The 19,553-nt window shown below is 35.9% G+C and carries 20 protein-coding genes; 11 read left to right on the forward strand and 9 right to left on the reverse strand.

The features are described 5' to 3' along the window. The first annotated feature begins 241 nt into the window (after window positions 1–241). Window positions 242–1,402 carry a thioredoxin family protein gene (locus tag BBH99_RS18265; RefSeq protein WP_066699121.1) on the forward strand — a complete coding sequence of 387 codons (1,161 nt, stop codon included), beginning with the start codon at window positions 242–244 and terminating at the stop codon, window positions 1,400–1,402. A 177-nt stretch (window positions 1,403–1,579) separates the two neighbouring features. On the opposite strand, the gene BBH99_RS18270 is transcribed toward BBH99_RS18265, so the two are convergent. Beyond that, window positions 1,580–2,602: a 3-oxoacyl-ACP synthase III family protein gene (locus BBH99_RS18270; RefSeq protein ID WP_066699124.1), complete on the reverse strand. Its 1,023-nt coding sequence runs from the start codon at window positions 2,600–2,602 to the stop codon at window positions 1,580–1,582. Window positions 2,603–2,675: 73 nt separating this feature from the next. Here BBH99_RS18270 and BBH99_RS18275 point away from each other — a divergent pair, with 73 nt between their 5' ends. The 3 genes from BBH99_RS18275 to BBH99_RS18285 all read left to right on the forward strand — a co-directional run bounded on the left by BBH99_RS18275 (window position 2,676) and on the right by BBH99_RS18285 (window position 5,876). Continuing rightward, window positions 2,676–3,575 (forward strand): magnesium transporter CorA family protein, encoded by a 900-nt coding sequence (locus BBH99_RS18275; protein WP_066699126.1) that lies wholly within the window; start codon window positions 2,676–2,678, stop codon window positions 3,573–3,575. A gap of 250 nt (window positions 3,576–3,825) precedes the next feature. Continuing rightward, on the forward strand, window positions 3,826–5,412 hold the full coding sequence (locus BBH99_RS18280; protein ID WP_066699128.1) for a patatin-like phospholipase family protein: 1,587 nt from the start codon (window positions 3,826–3,828) through the stop codon (window positions 5,410–5,412). Between the two features lie 146 nt (window positions 5,413–5,558). After that, the gene (locus tag BBH99_RS18285) at window positions 5,559–5,876 is read left to right on the forward strand and encodes a hypothetical protein (protein WP_123873219.1); all 318 of its coding nucleotides are present in this window, start codon (window positions 5,559–5,561) and stop codon (window positions 5,874–5,876) included. Window positions 5,877–5,946: 70 nt separating this feature from the next. Here the strand turns inward: BBH99_RS18285 and BBH99_RS18290 are convergent, their stop codons facing one another. Next, window positions 5,947–6,477 (reverse strand): NAD(P)H-dependent oxidoreductase, encoded by a 531-nt coding sequence (locus BBH99_RS18290; RefSeq protein WP_066699132.1) that lies wholly within the window; start codon window positions 6,475–6,477, stop codon window positions 5,947–5,949. A gap of 91 nt (window positions 6,478–6,568) precedes the next feature. Between BBH99_RS18290 and BBH99_RS18295 the strand changes: the two genes are divergently transcribed. Further along, entirely contained in the window at window positions 6,569–6,955 is a 387-nt protein-coding gene (locus BBH99_RS18295; RefSeq protein ID WP_066699134.1) for a winged helix-turn-helix transcriptional regulator, read from the forward strand. 120 nt (window positions 6,956–7,075) lie between these two features. Then, on the forward strand, window positions 7,076–7,828 hold the full coding sequence (locus tag BBH99_RS18300; protein ID WP_228390839.1) for a M12 family metallo-peptidase: 753 nt from the start codon (window positions 7,076–7,078) through the stop codon (window positions 7,826–7,828). Window positions 7,829–7,936: 108 nt separating this feature from the next. Here the strand turns inward: BBH99_RS18300 and BBH99_RS18305 are convergent, their stop codons facing one another. Further along, window positions 7,937–8,494: a DNA-3-methyladenine glycosylase I gene (locus BBH99_RS18305; RefSeq protein ID WP_066699138.1), complete on the reverse strand. Its 558-nt coding sequence runs from the start codon at window positions 8,492–8,494 to the stop codon at window positions 7,937–7,939. A gap of 298 nt (window positions 8,495–8,792) precedes the next feature. Here BBH99_RS18305 and BBH99_RS18310 point away from each other — a divergent pair, with 298 nt between their 5' ends. The 3 genes from BBH99_RS18310 to BBH99_RS18320 are packed head-to-tail and all read left to right on the forward strand — an operon-like array spanning window position 8,793 to window position 11,166. Continuing rightward, entirely contained in the window at window positions 8,793–9,707 is a 915-nt protein-coding gene (locus BBH99_RS18310; RefSeq protein ID WP_066699140.1) for an alpha/beta fold hydrolase, read from the forward strand. A 17-nt stretch (window positions 9,708–9,724) separates the two neighbouring features. After that, a complete protein-coding gene (locus BBH99_RS18315) occupies window positions 9,725–10,102 on the forward strand; it encodes a hypothetical protein (RefSeq protein ID WP_123873220.1) in 378 nt (125 codons plus the stop codon). Window positions 10,103–10,152: 50 nt separating this feature from the next. Beyond that, a complete protein-coding gene (locus tag BBH99_RS18320; RefSeq protein ID WP_066699144.1) occupies window positions 10,153–11,166 on the forward strand; it encodes a TQO small subunit DoxD in 1,014 nt (337 codons plus the stop codon). Window positions 11,167–11,484: 318 nt separating this feature from the next. On the opposite strand, the gene BBH99_RS18325 is transcribed toward BBH99_RS18320, so the two are convergent. The 5 genes from BBH99_RS18325 to BBH99_RS18355 all read right to left on the reverse strand — a co-directional run bounded on the left by BBH99_RS18325 (window position 11,485) and on the right by BBH99_RS18355 (window position 17,315). Further along, complete coding sequence (locus BBH99_RS18325; protein ID WP_066699147.1) at window positions 11,485–12,081, reverse strand: hypothetical protein; 597 nt, start codon at window positions 12,079–12,081, stop codon at window positions 11,485–11,487. Between the two features lie 516 nt (window positions 12,082–12,597). After that, window positions 12,598–14,175, reverse strand: a complete 1,578-nt coding sequence (locus BBH99_RS18340) for a DHA2 family efflux MFS transporter permease subunit (protein ID WP_066699152.1) — start codon at window positions 14,173–14,175, stop codon at window positions 12,598–12,600. Between the two features lie 93 nt (window positions 14,176–14,268). Continuing rightward, window positions 14,269–15,372, reverse strand: a complete 1,104-nt coding sequence (locus tag BBH99_RS18345; protein WP_066699154.1) for an HlyD family secretion protein — start codon at window positions 15,370–15,372, stop codon at window positions 14,269–14,271. 16 nt (window positions 15,373–15,388) lie between these two features. Beyond that, entirely contained in the window at window positions 15,389–16,705 is a 1,317-nt protein-coding gene (locus tag BBH99_RS18350; protein ID WP_066699156.1) for a TolC family protein, read from the reverse strand. Continuing rightward, window positions 16,689–17,315 carry a TetR/AcrR family transcriptional regulator gene (locus tag BBH99_RS18355; RefSeq protein ID WP_066699158.1) on the reverse strand — a complete coding sequence of 209 codons (627 nt, stop codon included), beginning with the start codon at window positions 17,313–17,315 and terminating at the stop codon, window positions 16,689–16,691. Before BBH99_RS18355 ends, BBH99_RS18350 begins: the two co-directional genes overlap by 17 nt. A 108-nt stretch (window positions 17,316–17,423) precedes the next feature. Between BBH99_RS18355 and BBH99_RS18360 the strand changes: the two genes are divergently transcribed. Together BBH99_RS18360 and BBH99_RS18365 are read left to right on the forward strand one after the other, a co-directional pair. After that, window positions 17,424–18,524, forward strand: a complete 1,101-nt coding sequence (locus BBH99_RS18360) for a hypothetical protein (protein WP_066699160.1) — start codon at window positions 17,424–17,426, stop codon at window positions 18,522–18,524. A gap of 46 nt (window positions 18,525–18,570) precedes the next feature. Continuing rightward, a complete protein-coding gene (locus BBH99_RS18365) occupies window positions 18,571–18,798 on the forward strand; it encodes a hypothetical protein (protein ID WP_066699162.1) in 228 nt (75 codons plus the stop codon). A gap of 51 nt (window positions 18,799–18,849) precedes the next feature. On the opposite strand, the gene BBH99_RS18370 is transcribed toward BBH99_RS18365, so the two are convergent. Further along, a partial coding sequence (locus BBH99_RS18370) for a DNA polymerase III subunit (protein ID WP_394363559.1) occupies window positions 18,850–19,553 on the reverse strand: 704 nt, incomplete at its 5' end.

A 19,553-nucleotide genomic window follows, 5' to 3' on the forward strand; every position in this document is an offset into this window, starting at 1 on the left:
TTTTGTTTTTTACAAAATTAGTAATATTTTACTTTTTATTAAAATATTCTACTGAAATTTAATCATTTAACTAAAATAAGTGTTTACATTAATTTTAATAATAAGTCCAAAACAATACATGGTTTTCTTTCATATAAGCCTATATCTGTATTAAAAATAAAGTTCTTCACTAATTATTTTCAATGTGAATAACTTAAATGTCATCATATTTATTACATTTGCAGGAAACAAAACGTTTTTTATGAAAAAGATAGCGATACTTTCTACTCTATTTATAGGTGTACTGGCGTGGGCACAAGGCATCAAATTTGAGGAAGGCAATTTTGCCTCCATCCTTGCTAAAGCTAAAAAGGAAAATAAACTGATTTTTGTAGATGCTTATGCATCATGGTGTGGACCATGTAAACTGATGGTAAAAAATATTTTCCCTCTAAAAACTGTAGGGGACTATTATAACTCTCACTTTATCAATGCTAAAATTGATATGGAAAAAGGAGAAGGTATTGAACTTGCTAAAAAATACAATGTAAAGGCCTTCCCTACTTATTTATTTATTGACGGAAATGGTGAAGCTATACACAGAACCTTGGGATATGTTGAAGAAAAGGATTTTATTCAGTTTGCAATGGATGCCAACGACCCAAGCAAAAGGCTTACTTCTTTAAAGCAACAGTTTGAAAAGGGAGAAAAGGATCCTGCATTCTTAAAAAACCTTGCAGAGCTTACCATTTATAATGATGCAGAGTTTGCAGAAAAGGTACTGAATCGTTATTTTCAGGTGAAGCCTACTATGGATGAAGAAGATGCTCAATTGCTTATTTCGGGTATCCAGACAACAGACAGTCCGCTATATAAAATCTTTCAGGACAAAAAAGCAGATATTGTGAAGCTTTTCCCTGATGACAGATATGATAGATTTAATCAGAATTTCCAAATGAGCACGATCACTAAAAAGGCGTATAATCCTGATACTAAAACATGGGATGACCAATACTTTATTACAGAGGCTCAGAAATTGGTAAGCAAGGAAAATGCTGAGAAATTATTAAAAAAATTAAAAGCGAGCAGAGCTTTGAAAAATAAGGATATTGCCCTTTATGAGAAACTGACATTAGAAGTATACCAAGATTATTCTAAAGCGGGTTCTAATGAATTAAACTCTGCAGCATGGAATTTCTTTGAGAATGTAAGCAATAAAACATCTTTGGAAAAAGCCGTAGCGTGGGCACAGGAATCTGTAAAGAAAGGCGAAAGCTATGCAAATACAGATACTCTTGCTAATCTTTACAATAAGATCGGAGATAAGAAAAATGCAAAATTGTGGGCTGAAAAATCTATTGAACTGGCAAAAAGTGAAGGGCAGGATTCTTCTGATACGGAGAAACTGTTGAAAAGTCTTTAATATACAGACAGAAATATAAAATAAAAACCGCAGAATGTTCTGCGGTTTTTTTATGGCATATTGGAGACCAACCCGTCAAAAATTCTTTGAATTTTCAACACCTCTCCAAAAGAGAGGAATGATTGCGTCTTCAATTATTATGTTGGTGAATGTTGAAAATATTCAGCTTTTAAATCATTAATATTCAAAAAGAACACTTCCCCATGTAAATCCACTTCCAAAAGCGGAAAGAAGTACCAAATCTCCTCTCTTGATTTTTCCTTGTTCAATCGCTTCACTTAATGCAATTGGAATAGAAGCTGCTGTTGTGTTTCCGTACTTCTGAATGTTATTGAAAATTTTATCATCCGGCAATCCGAATTTCTGCTGAACAAACTGAGCAATTCTAAGGTTCGCCTGGTGAGGGATAAACATATCCAGATCTTCAATGGTTTTTCCTGCTTTGTTTAAAGCTTCCATCATCGTTTCCGGGAATCGTGTAACGGCATGTTTGAATACAAAGTTTCCGTTCATGATAGGATATACTTCTTTATTCGTTACATTTTCAGGTTCTTTTCTCATTCTGTCACTCCATCCGAATTTAGATCCAGGGAACTGTGTACACAATTCATCTGCATATTTCCCCTCAGAGTGCATATTCACTGCTAAAACATCTCCTGCATTTTCATCTTCTGTTGCAGAAAGTACAATAGCTCCTGCCCCATCTCCGAAAATAACAGAAACTCCTCTTCCTTCATCTGAAAAATCCAATCCGAAAGAATGAACCTCAGCCCCTACAACAAGGATATTCTTATACGTTCCAGATTTAATGAAAGCATTGGCAACACTCATTGAATAAACAAATCCAGAACATTGGTTTCTTACATCTAATGCGCCGATGGTATCACACCCAAGCATATCCTGAAGTAAAACTCCACATCCCGGAAAATAATAATCCGGTGAGAGGGTTGCAAAAACAATGTAGTCGATATCTTTAGCAGTTAGACCCGCATTTTGAATTGCTTTTTCTGATGCCTTAAATCCTAAGTAAGCAGCAGTTTCCTGAGAATCATTTCTGTTTTTTCTGTGTCTTCTTTCCTTGATGCCTGTTCTTTCCGTTATCCATTCATCATTGGTAGTCATTAGTTTGGCTAAATCATCATTTGTAACAACGTTATCTGGAACATAAAATCCCACACCTTTTATTGTACTTTTAATCATATAGTTTTATAATTTTGGCAAAGATAAAACTTATTTAACACATAGTTTTTCAAAATATTAGTATTTTTACTTTATGCCAATTGATACGATATACAGAAGCACCCACTGCGAATGGGTAGATGTAGAGGCTCCTACTGCAGAAGACCTGAAATTTCTTCATGAACGTTACGAAATCAATAATCTTCTTCTTGAAGATACTATAGATCCCAATCACCTTCCCAAATATGAAGAGGATGGGAATGTAAAATTTTTTCTTCTCCGTGAAAGTACAGAGCTGGAAAGGAAAAACCTGAACACTATTAGTGATATCAGTACAAAAATTGCGATTTTTATTCTGGATAAAACCATTATCACCATCCACAGAATGAAAACCAGAAGCATTTCTGAAACCAAGAAAAAAATAACGCTTACCCAGGAAGAAGTGACGCCTCAGAAAATTGCTTTAATGATCGCGATATTGATTATGAAAAGCTTTGATGACGAATCAATAAGCTTACTGGAAACCATGGACAATATTGAAAATGAAATTTTCCTTAAAAATACCAACCATACCAGCCAGATCCGAAGACTTTACAAACTGAAAAGAAAATCAGGATTGAACTCAAGAGTATTGGTTATTTCCACGGATGCTATCGACAAGTTTAAACTCCTGAACCTTCAGGACTCTGAAATTGTGGATTTAAAGGATAAGCATAAAGACGTTGTGGCTGATTTCGATCATTTAAATACTCAGATCACCAACCTTATTTCTATGTTTTTAGCCCTTTCGGACCAAAAAGCAAATCAGGTGATGAAAGTGTTGGCTATTTATTCGGTCTATTTCTTACCGATTACTTTTATTGCGGGAGTATATGGGATGAATTTTGATAATATGCCGGAACTTCACCATAAATATGGCTATTATTTTACATTAGGTGGTATGGCCCTGGTGGTTATCAGTACATTTATCTATGTGAGACGCAGACAGTGGTAGATGGATGCTGCTGAATTTTATTTCCCACGGATTTCACAAATTACACAGATAATGATGAGAATCTGCTAGATCTGTAAAATCTGCGAGAACCTGATCTGCCATTATCTTTATAAAAGTCTTCAATGTTTTTTGCCTTTGTTATCAATTCAATGGGGTATCAATCTTTAATATAAAGAGACTTACTATTTCCAAATAAATAGTAATTTAGAGATTGCTTCGCTTACGGTTCGCAATGACAAAAATAAAGACTATGAAAACTGAAATCCTTAATGCAATTCTGGAAGATAATACCCTTTCACAGGCTTCTAAAGATAAGCTTGTCGCACTGCATGAGAATATTTCTGCTAAAGAGTTTTCTGATCTTTTGGATGCTGAAGGCAATCAGTATATAGAATTTGTACAGGAAGGAGGCGGTGTTTGGGGAAGTGCCCTGGTAGGTTACCTTTATGGATTGGAAATCTTCGGAATCCGATTTTTAAAAGTAGCAGGAACCAGTGCCGGAGCCATCAATACCATGCTTATTGCAGCCTGTAAAACAAAGGAAGAACCGAAAAGCGAACTCATCAAGGATATTCTGTTCAGCTGGAATTTTGCCGATTTTATGGATGGGAAGACCTATGTAAAGACCACCCTGCATGCCATGCTGAACAATAAGAATTTCTTTAAGATCAATGCTGTTATTGCAGCTATTCTATTCATTATTCTCGTCAGTATTCCTTTTGCAGCTCCTTCGGCAAGCATTCTGAATGCTAAGCTAATGTTTTTGATCCCTTTAATTCCAGCACTTATTCTTTTTTTATGTGTTAAAAAACTATACAATAATTTCAGGAAAGAAAACAGCGGGCTAAATCCGGGAAATGTTTTTCTGAACACCATGAAAACAGCTCTGGATAGTTTTGGAATTAAAACAGTAGCGAACCTTAATGAGAAATTTATACAGAAAGAGCGCGACCTCAATCTCAATTATCGTTATGGAAACGGACAGGAATATTATAACCTTACTTTAGCAGGTATTGAAAAAATCAGGACTAAAAATCTGGAACATATCGATCAGACAAGGTATAAAATTTTCTATGACAGTGCTGTAAATAATGATTATTACAAAAACAACCCATTTTATCTTCTCCGGTCTGAATATGTTGTAATTACTACAGACATCAATGCCAAAATAAAGGTAGAACTGCCTACTATGGCTAATTTATACTGGTCTGAAGAGGAATTGAAGCACATCAGCCCTGCAGAGTTTGTAAGAGCCTCCATGTCTGTTCCTTTTTTCTTTGAACCTTTTCAAAAAAGGATAAACAAAGATGAAGATTCTGTGAAATATGCCTGGAAATTCTGGATGAATACGAAACAGGAAGATATTAATCCTGTTGGAATATTTATTGATGGCGGCAGTATCTCCAATTTTCCTATTGACCTGTTTCATGCAGATGAAGTTTTTTACCCGAGAATGCCTCTTTTTGGGGTACAGCTCACCAGTGATTCTGATCTGCTTTCTGAAAAGAGAAAAACCAGTGAAGAAATCCTGAAAACACCCTTCAGCTATGCAGGAAATATCATCAGTACTTTACAAGGGTTTAATGATAAAGTTTTTCTTACCAAACATAGTTTCTATCGACTGTACAGTATACAGACCGTTAATTGCGGAACCAGCAGTTGGCTAAACTTCTTTATGAAAAAGGAAGAAAAAGAGGATCTTTTCAACAGAGGTTTTCAGGCTGCTCTTGATTTCCTGAACCAGTTTGATTGGGAGAAATACAAATATGAGCGAATGATGCTTACCATGAAGGAGAAGAAAATACTGAAGGAAGAGGATACACCTACGGTGGGATAAGGATTTTAGCTGAAAAGAAAAATATTAAATAAAATGAAATCAGGAATGAAAAATACATTATAGAAAAGTACCATATTATTCTTGTGATTTTGACTTTAATGTTGATTATCTTTGGCTTTATTTATGAGAATTTATGGGTAAAGCATATGCTCAAAAATCCCAGATATACAGTTGGAGAAGCCATTACAGATTCGCATCAAAAAAATAATAATGGTGTAGGAACAGATTATCAATACCAAGTTAATCATAAGATTTACTTTAAAACTACAAATTGTTCTTATAGAAAAGGAGATAAATTCCTTATTATTTTTGATTCTATAAAACCTAAAAACGCTATTGTTCTTGGTAATTATTCTATTGAAAATTATCTTACAGATTTAAAAATTCCTGAAAAAGGCTGGAAGTATCAGGATGTTCCATTTAACATAGACAGTAATATCATAAGAAAATATGTCCAAGACTGAAATATATAATTATTTGAATATATTCAAAAGGAAGCCAAATATTAATAAATTCAGCTTCCTTTATGTTTAATTACAAGTTATTCAAAAATTCAAGATACATCGGAACACTCTTTTCAATCCATTCCTCTGAAGGATTACGCTCTATACCATAATAAACGAAAGGTTCTTCATATTGAGCCTTTATATAATCAAAGGTCAGTTCATAAGGACGAAACAATTCTTTCATAGTGTATTTATATTCGCCGGCAGCACTGTACCCTTCTTCATCAATTCCGGCCGTAACTGCTAGTGACATTTTCTTACCTGCCAGCTTATATCCGCTGTTGCTTCCATAGGCCCAACCATACAAGATAACCTCATCCAACCATTGTTTCAAAAGCGGCGGACTGCTGAACCAGTAAAAAGGAAATTGAAATACAATCTTATCATAAGACTCCATCAGCTTCTGTTCTTTGGATACATTAATTTTTCCGTCAGGGTAAGCTTTGTATAATTGATGAACTGTATATTTTTCGGGATGTTTTTCCAATTCTTCAATCCATCTTTTATTGATGACTGATTTTTCAATTTCAGGGTGGGTTACAATGATTAAAGTCTTCATTTTGTTTAAATTTCTATCGCAAAATTACGATACAAAACTTACATTTCGTACATTAGCAACCCATTGTACGGTACTATAAAAAATGTAAGTAATGACTAAAATAAAGAAAACTTCAACCAATTTTGCCAATAAAAAAGCCCTTGCAGACGAATGTCCGGAGATTTATGCTTCCAATATTATCGGCGGGCAATGGGCATTGGCGATCTGCTGCTATCTCATCAACGGGAAAATGAGATTTGGAGAGCTTAGAAAGCGTCTTCAGAACATTACAGAACGTATGCTTACCCTCCAACTTCGCCGGCTGGAAGAAGATAAAATTATCACAAGAACAATATATGCTGAAGTTCCGCCAAGGGTAGAATATGAATTGACAGAAATTGGTTATAAACTGAAAACCATTATCCTGGAATTTGAGAAATGGGGAATAGAACATCAACAACTTATTAGAGACAATGTTAAAAGTGAACTCAAAGATTAAATCCTCTTTTAATAATAATCCAATAAAAAATAAAGTCTGTTTACAAATTTTTCAAGAAAAATAAAATTCATTTTTATTTTTTAGTAATATTGTATCATTAATTACATACAATATAGTATGATGAGAAAATTTATTTCACTTTGCTTGGCTGTTGCCATTATTTCATCATGCAGCAGCGATACCAATGAATTCAGCAACGGATCTTCAGATTATAATCATGTCCGTTCCGTTGGAGCTTCTGCGAATGATCTGTTGAGCAATGCCCGCTATAACTCTTTGCTGATAGAAATTCAGTATATGCCGGGATATGCACCTGATTCGCAGGCCATAGAGTATGTAAAGAGCTTTTTATCTACTGTTCTGCGGAAAGATAACGGAATCAGCATTATTCAGCGTGAAATTCCCGGAACTTCTTCTTCCAGCTTATCAGCTGATGAGATCAGACAGATTGAAAATACAAACCGTACAGCATTCACTAACGGATCTACCATGGCCATAAGTGTAATTTATACCAACGGCCAATATACAGGTAACGCCAATACTCTTGGAATTGCTTATCGTAATACATCAATTGCATTACTAGGAAAGACTATCCATGATAATTCCGGAGGAGTAGGACAGACCAGCAGAACTAAACTTGAAGCTACTGTACTTGAACATGAACTTGGCCATTTATTAGGGTTGGTAGATCTGGGATCGCCAATGCAGACCGGTCATAAAGATGCTTCTAACGGAAACCACTGCAATAACCAGAATTGCCTTATGTATTATGCTTCTGAAACGACAGATATTCTGGGATTTATTACCACCGGAAATATTCCCCAGCTGGACAGCAACTGTAAGGCAGATCTTAAGGCTAATGGCGGAAAATAATTTAAATTGAATACCGGAAGCTGGAGGAAAGGACTTAGCGATCTCTCTTCCAGCTTTTAGTTTAAAACAGTTTTTTTATTCCAGACCGAGATCAGTTAATCTATGTAATCACCCTTCTGCCCTCTTCCACATAGGTTTTTGTTCTAATACTTTTGCATGAACCGGACAGGTTTCATGGTGGGCTCCTTTCAGATATCCTGTGCTCATCAGAAATTCATTTACAATTTCACCACCTGTAAACTTGAATGTTTTTTTGAAAAGTTTCATCCATTCCGGTAATGTTTTAGGATGATGATGCTCTATCCATTTTTCAAAGGAACCAAATTCTTTTTGCAGTTCTATAATCGTTTTTGCATTCTCAATGGCTGCATTCACCTTAAGCTTATTCCGGATAATTCCACTATCATTTAAAAGTCTTTCACGATCTTCTTCCGTATAGGCTGCTATTTTTTTAATATCAAAATTGTCATACGCTTTTCTGAAGCTTTCTTCTTTCTTTAAAACCGTTTCCCAGCTTAAACCAGCCTGATTGATTTCCAGAATTAGTCTTCCAAACAATTCATTATCATCATGAATAGGGAATCCATAATAGTTATCATGGTAGTTTTTGTGTAATTCTTTTCTGCTCTCTGGCTGCATTCTGTCTATGGCTAAGCAATAACTCATTGAAGTATCTGTTTTGGTTTAACGGGATAAAGATAAGGCAAGGTTGTGACAACTGTTAGTCAGTAGGTTTATTTTTTTAAGAAAGGAAGATGAAGGCTTGAAGATGTAAGTATCTTGAGTATGAAAAATCGTTCAAAGCCTTTTAACAAATAAGCACTTACTCTAAATTATTCTGAAAATAACAATTGAAGGTGTGAAAATTCATTTTTTTGACGACGTGATTTACCACATTCTCCCCCAACAATTTGTCTCAATACTTCAGAAATATTAACTAGATTAGCAACTTCAAATATCAGCCATGAAATCATTTTTATCTTTTATATTTTCCTTATTCTTAATCTCCCTACATGCTCAAAATATCTATTCAAAGGCATATGGAAATCAAAAGAACCCTGCTGTTATTTTTATTCATGGCGGCCCAAGTGGGAATGCTACTCTATTTGAAGGAACTACAGCTCAGAAACTGGCTGATAAAGGATTTTATGTAATTGTATACGACAGACGTGGTGAAGGAAGATCTAAAGATGAAAATGCCACCATGACCTTCAAAGAAAGTTTTGAAGATCTGAATCAGCTTTATAGCACTTATCACATCAAAAAAGCCCATATTCTTGCACATAGTTTCGGAGGGATCATTGGTACTTTATTTACTAACCAATTTCCGGAAAAGGTGCAGACCCTTACCCTTGCAGGAGCTTTGTTTACCCAACAGGAAACTTATAGACATATTTTAAAACAGGCCAAAGAACATTTTAAAAATGATGCAGTCCAGTTGCAGGAAATTTCTGAAATAGAAAACCTTGATAAAAACTCTGCTGCTTACCGAAAAAGATGTTACGAGATGGCCAGTAAACTTAATTTCTTTACGATGCCTAATCCTACTGCGGAAAGTAAGAGCTTAAGAGCTGAATATGAAGCCGGTGAATTTTATAGAAATAATATCAGGAATCACAACTCTCCTATCAAATTCTACCAGAATGAACCTTTGAATAACCTTGATAACACAGCAATTTTAAAGGAAATCAAAAGAAAAGGAATTCCCCTTTTTGCTGTGTATGGAAAAAATGACGGCATATTTTCCGAAAAACAGCTCAACAATCTTAAAAATATCGTAGGAAAGAAGAACTTTAAGCTTATTGATAACTGCTCACATTATTTATTTGTAGATCAGCAAGATGAATTTTTGAAATTTATTGACCTGAAATTAAAATAAAGTGTAGTTTTGTAGGAATGTCAAACACCAGACTCCATATCAAGATGTATAAAGCATTCATTACGATGCTTATACTGGTGTTTTCATTATCACCATGCTCTGTGAAAAGGGATGTTCTTGATATTTTTGACATTCAATACATCAGTGGATTAAATAAGGTAAAAACCACTACAGGATTTTCGTTAAACTGTGAGACTCCTACCACTTCCTCAAAAGTTTCAGTTTCAAAAACTGATACCAAATACAAGCACAAAGAGTTTCTTTCAAATGCAAATACTGTAGTAAAAAATACAGGAGAAAAGAATCCGAGCTTCAATAAATACTCCGGACCTACTACAGGAAACAGCCCACCGAAGTATATTTTATTTAAAAGGCTGAAATTGAATCTGGCTTAAAACTTTTTAATCCATTTTACTCAGTTTTTTTAAATACAATATCAATTTCAATGAAACATACTACCAACAGCCAGTCTTATGACCAGGCCGGATTATATACATTGTCCCTTCGAATGGTGATCGGATGGACCTACTTTTCAGCCTTCTGGCGCAGACTTATCCTTGAAAACAAGCTTATTCCCGATGAAAAAGGATATATCGGGGAAAAATTCAATCATTTTTTACCTAATGCTTTAGGCATTAAACCCATTATAGAATATCTCGTTACCCATCCTGATGCTTTACACAGATCTATGATGATTTTTACCATCATAGAAGCTATTGTAGGCCTATTTATCATCCTCGGACTCTTTACCCGATTGATGAGCATAGGAATTTTCAGTCTTGCTCTTGGTATCCTTCTAGGTTCAGGCTGGCTGGGAACAACTTGTTTAGATGAATGGCAAATAGGCGTTTTGGGAATTGCAGGAGGTTTCGTTCTGTTCCTTACTGGAAGCAGCTCTTATTCACTTGACGCCTATTTTCTCAAGAAAAATAAATGCTTTACTCAGAAAAAATGGTTTCCATGGCTGGGTTCCGGAATGCTTCCTATTACCAGTCCAAAAGTTTTTGTTCTGGCAGGTTCTCTCCTTATTTTCGGACTTACGCTTTATACCAATCAATATTTTCATGGAGGTGTCTGGGGAAATTTGCATAACAAATCGGTAAAGCCTAAACTTGAAATTTCTAATATTTCCTATAATAATTCGGATTTAAAATTTGAAGTTTACAGAACGGAAGGTGCCGATGTGTATGGTTCTTTCCTCATCGGGATTCATATTCTGGATAAAAACGGTAATATTTTAAAGGAAATTGACCATAAGGAACTTTCAAAATTTTCTAAAGGTCATATCAAAAACCATTATGTTGCTAAGGTAAAACCAGGAAAACACAGTCTTATTATCCCATTGGGGGCTAAAGCGGATATCAATATCGGGATTGATGATATTCTTAAAAAAGAAGCTATTCATACGTTAAAACTTATTGACATCAGTGGCCTTGAATGGGCGGGAAGAATAAGGTAAATGAATTAGAGTAAAATAATGTTTGGAAACGTGATACGAGGTTCGTGGTTTGGTTTACGGATCCATAAATCTTTTTTTTATCATGCAACAGAATATCCCGGATGTTTTTTTAGGTTTTGGCTAAAGCCGGATGAATGTTTATTTATAGTGAGAGCGGGCTAAAGCCCGCTCCTATTGATATGGATAAAGACCAGGTGAATATTTTATTTCCACAGATGGCACAGATTTTTACAGATCGTGATGTATAATTTATTAATATAACTAATTAGTATTGAGGTTTAGTGACAAGATCTTTGATCTTTGATCTTTGATCTTAAATTATTTCTCCGTAACAATCACCTCATACACGCATATGCTGTCCGGATCAAGCTTCAGGACTTTCATTTCAAATAAAACATCCAGTCCCATAGTATCGCATACTCCCTGAATAAAGGGTTCTATAACCGGCCACTTTAGCAGTCCTGCGATATGGAGACTTTGTGTGATTTTGTGGTATCGGTCTACTCCTTTAATCAGTAGTTCAACTCTGTGGTCATTTAATTCTTTGAAATCAAAATTATATTCGGGACTGGATGTAAAAACTGCTCCTATTAATATTTTGGCTACAGCCGGAATTCCTGGCTGCAGATTAGGTTTGGATTCCAGATTTCTTAAAGCCATTCGTGATCCAAGATCATACATGAAAGACGTGGAAAGTTCATTCACTGCTTCTTCTCCATAAAGCTTGCCTGCCTGTTTTAATAATCCGCCATAAAAGGCTCCTGTAATATCTGAAAGACGTTGGGTAAGTTCTGTAAATGTTGCAGGAAAAAAGTCTGAAATGATCTGATCCTGATCCATTTCAGAATGGTAAATATCATGTTTCCTGAAGTCTGATAATGCTATAAAGGTTTCCGGTAATTGTATCTGGTTCATATAAACGTTAAGTTTTAAGGTTATTAGTGAGTGAATATGGGATACATTATTGTTTAAAATTTGGGATTCAAAACCATCGCTTGAAAAAGTATATCACAATGAATTATGCTCCATCAATCCTATTTTCAACTTCTCAGAAGCAAAAACCATGGCCTTTGTTATAAAAGACATTAAAAAACGTCATAAAGAGGTGAAGAAAGCGATCAGTATAAATCAGGAAACAGTACTCCGGATCTTACCTCCTGAAGAGGAATTCTTAAGGTGAGGGAATGTATTCATATTTTTTCATTTGGTACTGTAAAGCTAAAAAAAATAAACAATTTCTCCAATAAGTGATTTTATTTTTATAAATAAATTTAATTTGGAAAGGAAGCTTGAGGCTGGAAGATGGAAGTTGTTGAAAGCTGAAAATTTTAATCTGTTCTTTAATCAGAATCAATCAACATTTGGTGATCTTACACTTTCACTGTTCTAAACAAAAAAACCTCCGGAAAATCCGAAGGTTTTGATTAAAATTTAGTGCATGGCTTCACTCAAATCTATTTTTTCTTTACTCTTTCTTTCTTTAATAAATAAGATAAACGGAATACATATTAAAAATATTACACCGAGATAAAGAAATACATCCATATAGGACAGTACTGTTGCCTGTTTGGTGACAGATAGGTCAAGCATTTTATAAGCGGCATTCAAAGCTGCATCAGGAGTCATCCCTTTTGCAATGAAATTGGCCTTCAATGATGCCAGCCTTTGCTGAACATCAAAACTGTTTACGTCTAAGTGAGAAATCAGATTATTCCTATAGGTCTGGCCTGCATTGGCAATGAAAGTGGTAATAGCGGCAATCCCAAAGGATCCTCCCAACTGTCTCATCATTCCTGTAAAAGCAGCACCCTGACCAATTTCCTGGCCTTTCAGCGTACTTAATGATAGAGAAGTAATCGGAATAAACAATAACCCCAATCCGGCTCCTCTCACAATCAGCATCCAGAAGAAAGCTTCTTTACTCGTATCCGGAGTTAAAATTTTATAGCCCCAGAAACTATAAATAAAGAAGATGAACAGTCCCAGGGAAACCAATATCTGTTGTTTTGCCCCTCTTGTTAATAGTTTTCCGATGATAGGCATCATAAAAGCTGTGGTTAACGCTGCCGGGATCATCAAAGCACCCGACTGAAGAGCCGTCCACCCCAAAATACTCTGGGTGTACAACGGAACAATAAAGGTAGAACCATACAATCCGAATCCTAAGACAAAGGACATGACGGTTCCGATCCTTAAGTTACCGTTTTTCAGTACCCTGAGTTCCACAATCGGATATTTGAAGGTAAGCTCCCGCCAGAGGAATAGTATAAATCCTAAAATGGCTGCTACAGTGAAGGCTACAATCATTCCGCTTTCAAACCAATCTTCTTCATGACCTCTTTCCAGAATAAACTGTAATGAACCTACCGTTACCGCCAATAAAGCAATTCCCAGCCAGTCAACATCTGATACTTTACGTTTTTCAGCATATTTCGGGCTTCTTACAAACTGGAGTGTCATCAGCGTTGCCGCAATCCCGATCGGAATATTGATATAGAAAATATATGGCCAGCTGTAATTGTCAACGATATATCCTCCCAGCGGCGGACCTAAAGTAGGACCGATAATTACCCCTAATCCGTAGATGGCCTGCGCCATACTTCTCTTTTCAATCGGATAAGATTCCGTGATGATCGTTTGTGAAGTTACCAGAAGAGCCCCACCACCAATTCCCTGCATCAATCTGAAAAATACCAGTTCCCAGATGTTTGTTGCATTTCCGCAAAGGAAGGAAAATAGGGTAAATATGATAATGGAAGCTGCAAAGTAATTTCTACGCCCGAATTGCTGAGAAAGCCAGCTGGTCATCGGCACGATAATTACGTTTCCGATGGCATAGGCAGTAATCACCCAGCCCACTTCTGAAAGTGTAGCTCCCAGGTTACCCTTCATTTCATTAAGGGCAACATTCACAATCGTGGAGTCCACAATCTCAAGCAGAGCACAAAGAATGGCTGTGATTGTAATAATCACTCTTCGGGCTCCATATTCTACTAATGAATCTTGCATAATTTTATTTGAATATTTGTATTAATGTAAAATGTAGGATGTATTAATGATTTTCAATTCATCATGAATACATTTTACGTAAGTACATGAATACTATTTCAATGAAACTTCAGCCTTCACATTCATTCCTGTTCTTAATCTTTTTGCAATATTCTTATCAAGATTTACAAAATCAATTTTTACAGGAAGTCTCTGAACTACTTTTACGAAGTTTCCACTTGCGTTATCCGGAGGAAGGATAGAGAAAGTAGCACCAGTAGCCGGAGAGAATGAGCTTACTACTCCATCGAATTCTTTATCAGGAAAAGCATCAATCTCAATTTTCACTTTCTGTCCTTCTACCATTTTATCAACCTGAGTTTCTTTGAAGTTGGCCACTACCCATTTCTGATCGTTTTTAACCAAAGCAAATAACTGAGCTCCGGCCTGAAGATACTGACCAGCCTGTGTAGGCACTTTTCCAACATATCCGTCTTCAGGAGCAAGAATTACTGTATATGATAAATTTAATTTAGCATTCTCTACATCTACTTCTCTCTGCTTCGCTACTGAATTGGCTACACTGATCTGCTGAGAACTTGCTGCCGTCTGAGAAGAAGCAATGGTAGTCTGCTGAGCGATTTGATTTCTCTGCTCTACCAATACCTGCAGTTGCTTATCTGCAGATTGTTTTGCTGCCAAAGCCTGCTCATATTGTTGTTCTGTGATAGAGTGATCTTTTACAAGATTCGCATATCTTTTTAAATCCTGAGAAGTTTTCCAAACGTTTACTTTTGCTGCTTCAATCTGTGCATTAGCTGTTGCTACGGCTGCCTCAGAGCTGTTGATGTTCTTAGAAGTAGCAGTAGTGGTTGCTTGTGCAGTAGAAATATTACTTTTTGCTGTAGATAAAGCTGCCTGTGACTGCTCAAGAGCCATTTTCTGATCTCTGTTATCTAAAATCACAAGAGTATCTCCTTTCTTTACGAACTGGTTATCCTTTACCCTTACCTCAGCCACATATCCTGAGATTTTAGAAATTACCGGAGCCATATTGGAAGCAATCTGAGCATCATCTGTCTCTTCATGATACTGCCCATAACTATAAGCTCTGTAACCGTAGATACCTCCTCCGATTACTACGGCTGCTAAAATGATAGGGAAAACTAAACTTTTTTTCTTTTTAGGTTCAGCTGCCTGTGTATTATTATTTTCCATTTTGGTTTCGATCTGATTATTTAATTGTTAAAGTTCCTGTTGTTTGTAATAGTTTTCTGTATGCTAAAGCAGCATCTGCCTTTGCATTGATTACGCCAACATTGGCGGCAATCTGAGCAGCGTCTGCATCCAATAATTCCGTCATGGTTGCAAGGCCGTTGTCATATTTGTTTTTTGTAATTCTGTAGTTTTCATTAGCCTGTTCAGCAGATTTTTCAAAAACAGCGATTCTCTTTTTAGAATAGTCTGTATTCTGGTATTCTCTGTTCACATCAAGCTTAATGTTATCATTCAGTAATTCATCCGTTGCAGCCAATTGCTTTTCTCTTGCCTGAGACTGTCTCAGTGATGAATTTTCTTTCCAGATATTGGATAAATTATAAGAAATACCGATTCCTACATTAACCGCATTGTATACAGTAAGAAACTTTGGAATATCCGCAGCTACATATCCTCCTGTAAATGCTATTGAAGGCAGATTTTCTGCTTTAGCAGCCTTAGTTCCCAATTCTGCTGCTTTTCTCTGCTGAACCAGGGCCTGAAGATCCTTACGGTTTTCTCTGGCTTCGTTTATATAAAAATCAACCGGTTTCACTTCTGAACCTTCTTCTATATAGTTCTGATCCACTTCAATCTCTGTAGTTTCAGGAAGTCCTAATAACAAATCCATATTGATATTGGCAATATTGTAGTTATTTTTGGCTTCCAATAGCTGAAGCTCGATATTAGAAGTCTGAAGATTAGCTTTTAATCTGTCATTTCTTGCGATTAATCCGTTGTTTTCCATTTTAAGGAACGTTTCGTCTCTCTTTTTGGAAGCGGCCAAATTTTCTTCAAAAACTTTAATCGACTGATTGGCTTTAAACAAATTATTATAAGCCTGGGCAACATTATAGGCAATAGCTGTCTTATCGTTTTCCGTACTTAATTTTGATGCTTCTACCAGATATTTTGCAGACTGGATTCCGTATTTAATTCTTCCACCACTGTAAATTGGTACACTAAGATTAGCGGAACCGTATACTACCTGATGAATTTCCGGGCCTCCTGCTCCTCCTGAAGCACCACCAAGCTTAATATCAACATTCGGTTTGATCGGAAGGTACATATAACTTCCTGAAACCTTCAATTCCGGAAGCTGTCTGTTTTTAGCTTCCAAAAGATCAGCGGTAGCCTCCTCGATCTTGGCTGCATCGATCTTGAGATTCTTGCTGTTCTGGATTCCCAGCTGCACAGCTTCGTCAAGAGAAAGGGTCTTTTTCTCCTGAGCATTTGCATTTGCTATTCCTACGAATAGTGATAATGCAATCACTGAGTTATTTATTCTCTTCATAACCTAAAAGGTCTTTTAGTAAATGTTTTATATGTTTGTTAAGTTCTGTATAAAATTTTTCGTCAAAAACATCATCATCCTCTGTATCATTCAGGAACTCCTTATACATTTCTTTGGCATTGAATGCATAAAATAAAGTTCCGCTAATGGTGGAATGAAGCAGATAAATAGGAGGATTCTTTGTAAAAACGCCACTCTTCAATCCGTTTTCCAGTATTCGGGAATACATGGACAGAAATGCCATTTTGGTTTCTTTCAAAAACTCTACGATCTGTGGATTGTTAGTATGAAGCTGTTCCCGCTGCATAATCCTGTAGAAACATTTCTGAGTTCTTATTCTGTTGGAAAACTGATCTATTATTTTTTCAATCTTCTGCCAGTCATTAAGGTCTGTTCTTTCTACGATATCCCTTGAGAAAAACTGCCCCTCATTCATTCTGTATTCAACCAATTTTTCATAAAGTTTTTCTTTTGATCCAAAATAGTAAGAGATCATCGAGATATTTACATTTGCCGCTTTAGAGATTTCACGGGTAGAAGTTCCGTCGAAACCCTTTTCAGCAAAGAGCTTTTCAGCAGCAAATAATATATTTTCTTCTTTTGAAATCATATCACTTCCATTTTTCAGGGGGCAAATTTACATAAGTTTTTGTTCAAATCAAACGATTGATTGATTTTTTAATGCAGATTTAATTTATATTTACAAAAAACTAAATGTATGGGCCTATTTGATTTCCTTTTTAAATGGAGAAAGAAAAAAAATCAGACAAATGAAGTCACTTTAAAAAATGAATCTCCCATTGAAGAAACCATTACTTCTGTTCATGAAAAGATCAACATTCCTATTGAAGAAACAGTTGCTATAATAGAGAAAGAAACTCCTGATGCAGCAGCAGAAGAAACCATTGCTTCAACCATCAATGAAGACGGCCATCGTTTTGATCTTGAAATTGTGGAAGCTTTCAAAAGATTTCACTCTGATCCAAGTCTTGGTATTGAGATAGAAATCAAAGATGACAAAGGGAATATTCTTGATTCCCATAAGGCTTACACAGATCTTTTCAAAGAATGGCTGGGTATTCAGTCAAAATGGGACCGCATGTCTTTATTCTATCGTTTCTGGGACCAATCTCAATTTGAAAAGCTTGAAGATTGGCAAGTGATTGAAAGGTTCGTCAAAGACCGCTATCCTAAAAAAGCATTACAATATTTTGAAGAAAAAATGGCTGATAAAAGGCATTTTACTAAGGAAGAACTTGTGGCCCTTTCAAAACTCCATAGGGTATTGCTGGATAATCCTACCGCTAAGGAATATATTGAAACAGCTTACCGTAATCATCCTGAAGACGATGCTGTAAAAGTAGAATATGCAACTGTACTTCATATTATAGGAAACCATTTTGAAAAAGAACTTTCTCATCAGGTATTTCATGAAGTTCTGGACAAAAAAATAGAGCAAAATGATACGGAATCTGTTTTTGATTGTTTCAGATTTTCTGAAGGTTATACCGACTCTTCTATTTTTGCCATGCTGTATCTGATGAATACGGAAGCTGATAATGATATCTGGGACTACGTTGCTGAAGAATATTACTACTGCCCTGTTTTCAGGTACGAACACGCCGTACAATTGGCTCAGAGTGAAAATCCTATGAGAGCTTTGGCCAAACTTACTTCCTTAAGCCAGGAGTTCCCATGGTTCAGAATCGCACTTGAAAGTACTATTGGTAATATTAAATCTGTACGGAAACAGCTTAATGATCCGGAATTTATGGAAAAAGAACTTCAGGAATTTCAAGCCTCTTTAAAAAATATTTAGCGTAACCAAAAAAGTATTACATTTAGCCACATAAAAATTTTAGATCATGAAAAAACTCATCTCTATTCTTGCCATTGGTTTATTTACATTCAGCTATGCTCAGGAAAAACCTAAAGAAGGTGGCTGCTGTGCCGGAAAAGACAAAAAAGAATGTTCTGTAAAGGATAAAAAAGCATGTTCAGATGCTCATCACAAAGGATGTGATGCAAAAGCAAAAACAGCAGATAATACTGCAAAAGATAAAAAAGCTGCAAAAGATAAGAAAGCAGTTTAAATCTCAGTACAGCTAAAAATAAAAACTCCGGAAAATTTCCGGAGTTTTTATTTATGAACTTTTATGGATATATCTTGATAATTTAATTCCAAGATCTGTCCAGACTATTTTAGGATTTCCGTTTCTGGTAAGGTGCAGATCTGCAGTATTGATCTCTTCCAGAATACTTTCAATATTGGCACCACTGATAAACTTGGAAAAGCCAGTCCAGTTGAAACCGCTGGCATCAATCTTTTTATACACCAGGTTTTCCGACTGATAATTCTGAAGAAGGGCTAATCTGAAGATCTCGGAACAGTAATTTAAAAAATTCTTCTGCTTCTCTCTGTTCCAGCCTGCAATTTCTCTTGCCCAGGAAATGATACTTCGTAGATATTCAGGCTTTTTCTTTACCATAAATGCATCACGAACCCATTGCACAAAGAGTTTTTCAAATTCATTGCTTTTGTCTCCTGAGTTCAGAAGCTTGACAGCATCATTAAGATTCCCTTGTGCTTCGTGAACTATTTCTCTCACCTTTTCATCAGAAACGGAGAAGTTCTTTTTTAAATAGGCTTCAATATCTTCATCATGAATCCTCGGAATTTCTACAATCTGAGTACGGGAAAGTATGGTTGGTAAAATATCATTGGTACTTTCAGCAGTAAGGAGAATAATGGTTTTTGCTGGTGGTTCTTCAAGAAATTTCAAAAATTTATTAGACGCTGCTACGTTCATTTTGTCAGCTCTCCAGACAATCAGAATTTTGGTTCCAC

The organism is Chryseobacterium contaminans (genome assembly GCF_001684955.1).
Taxonomy (GTDB): domain Bacteria; phylum Bacteroidota; class Bacteroidia; order Flavobacteriales; family Weeksellaceae; genus Chryseobacterium; species Chryseobacterium contaminans.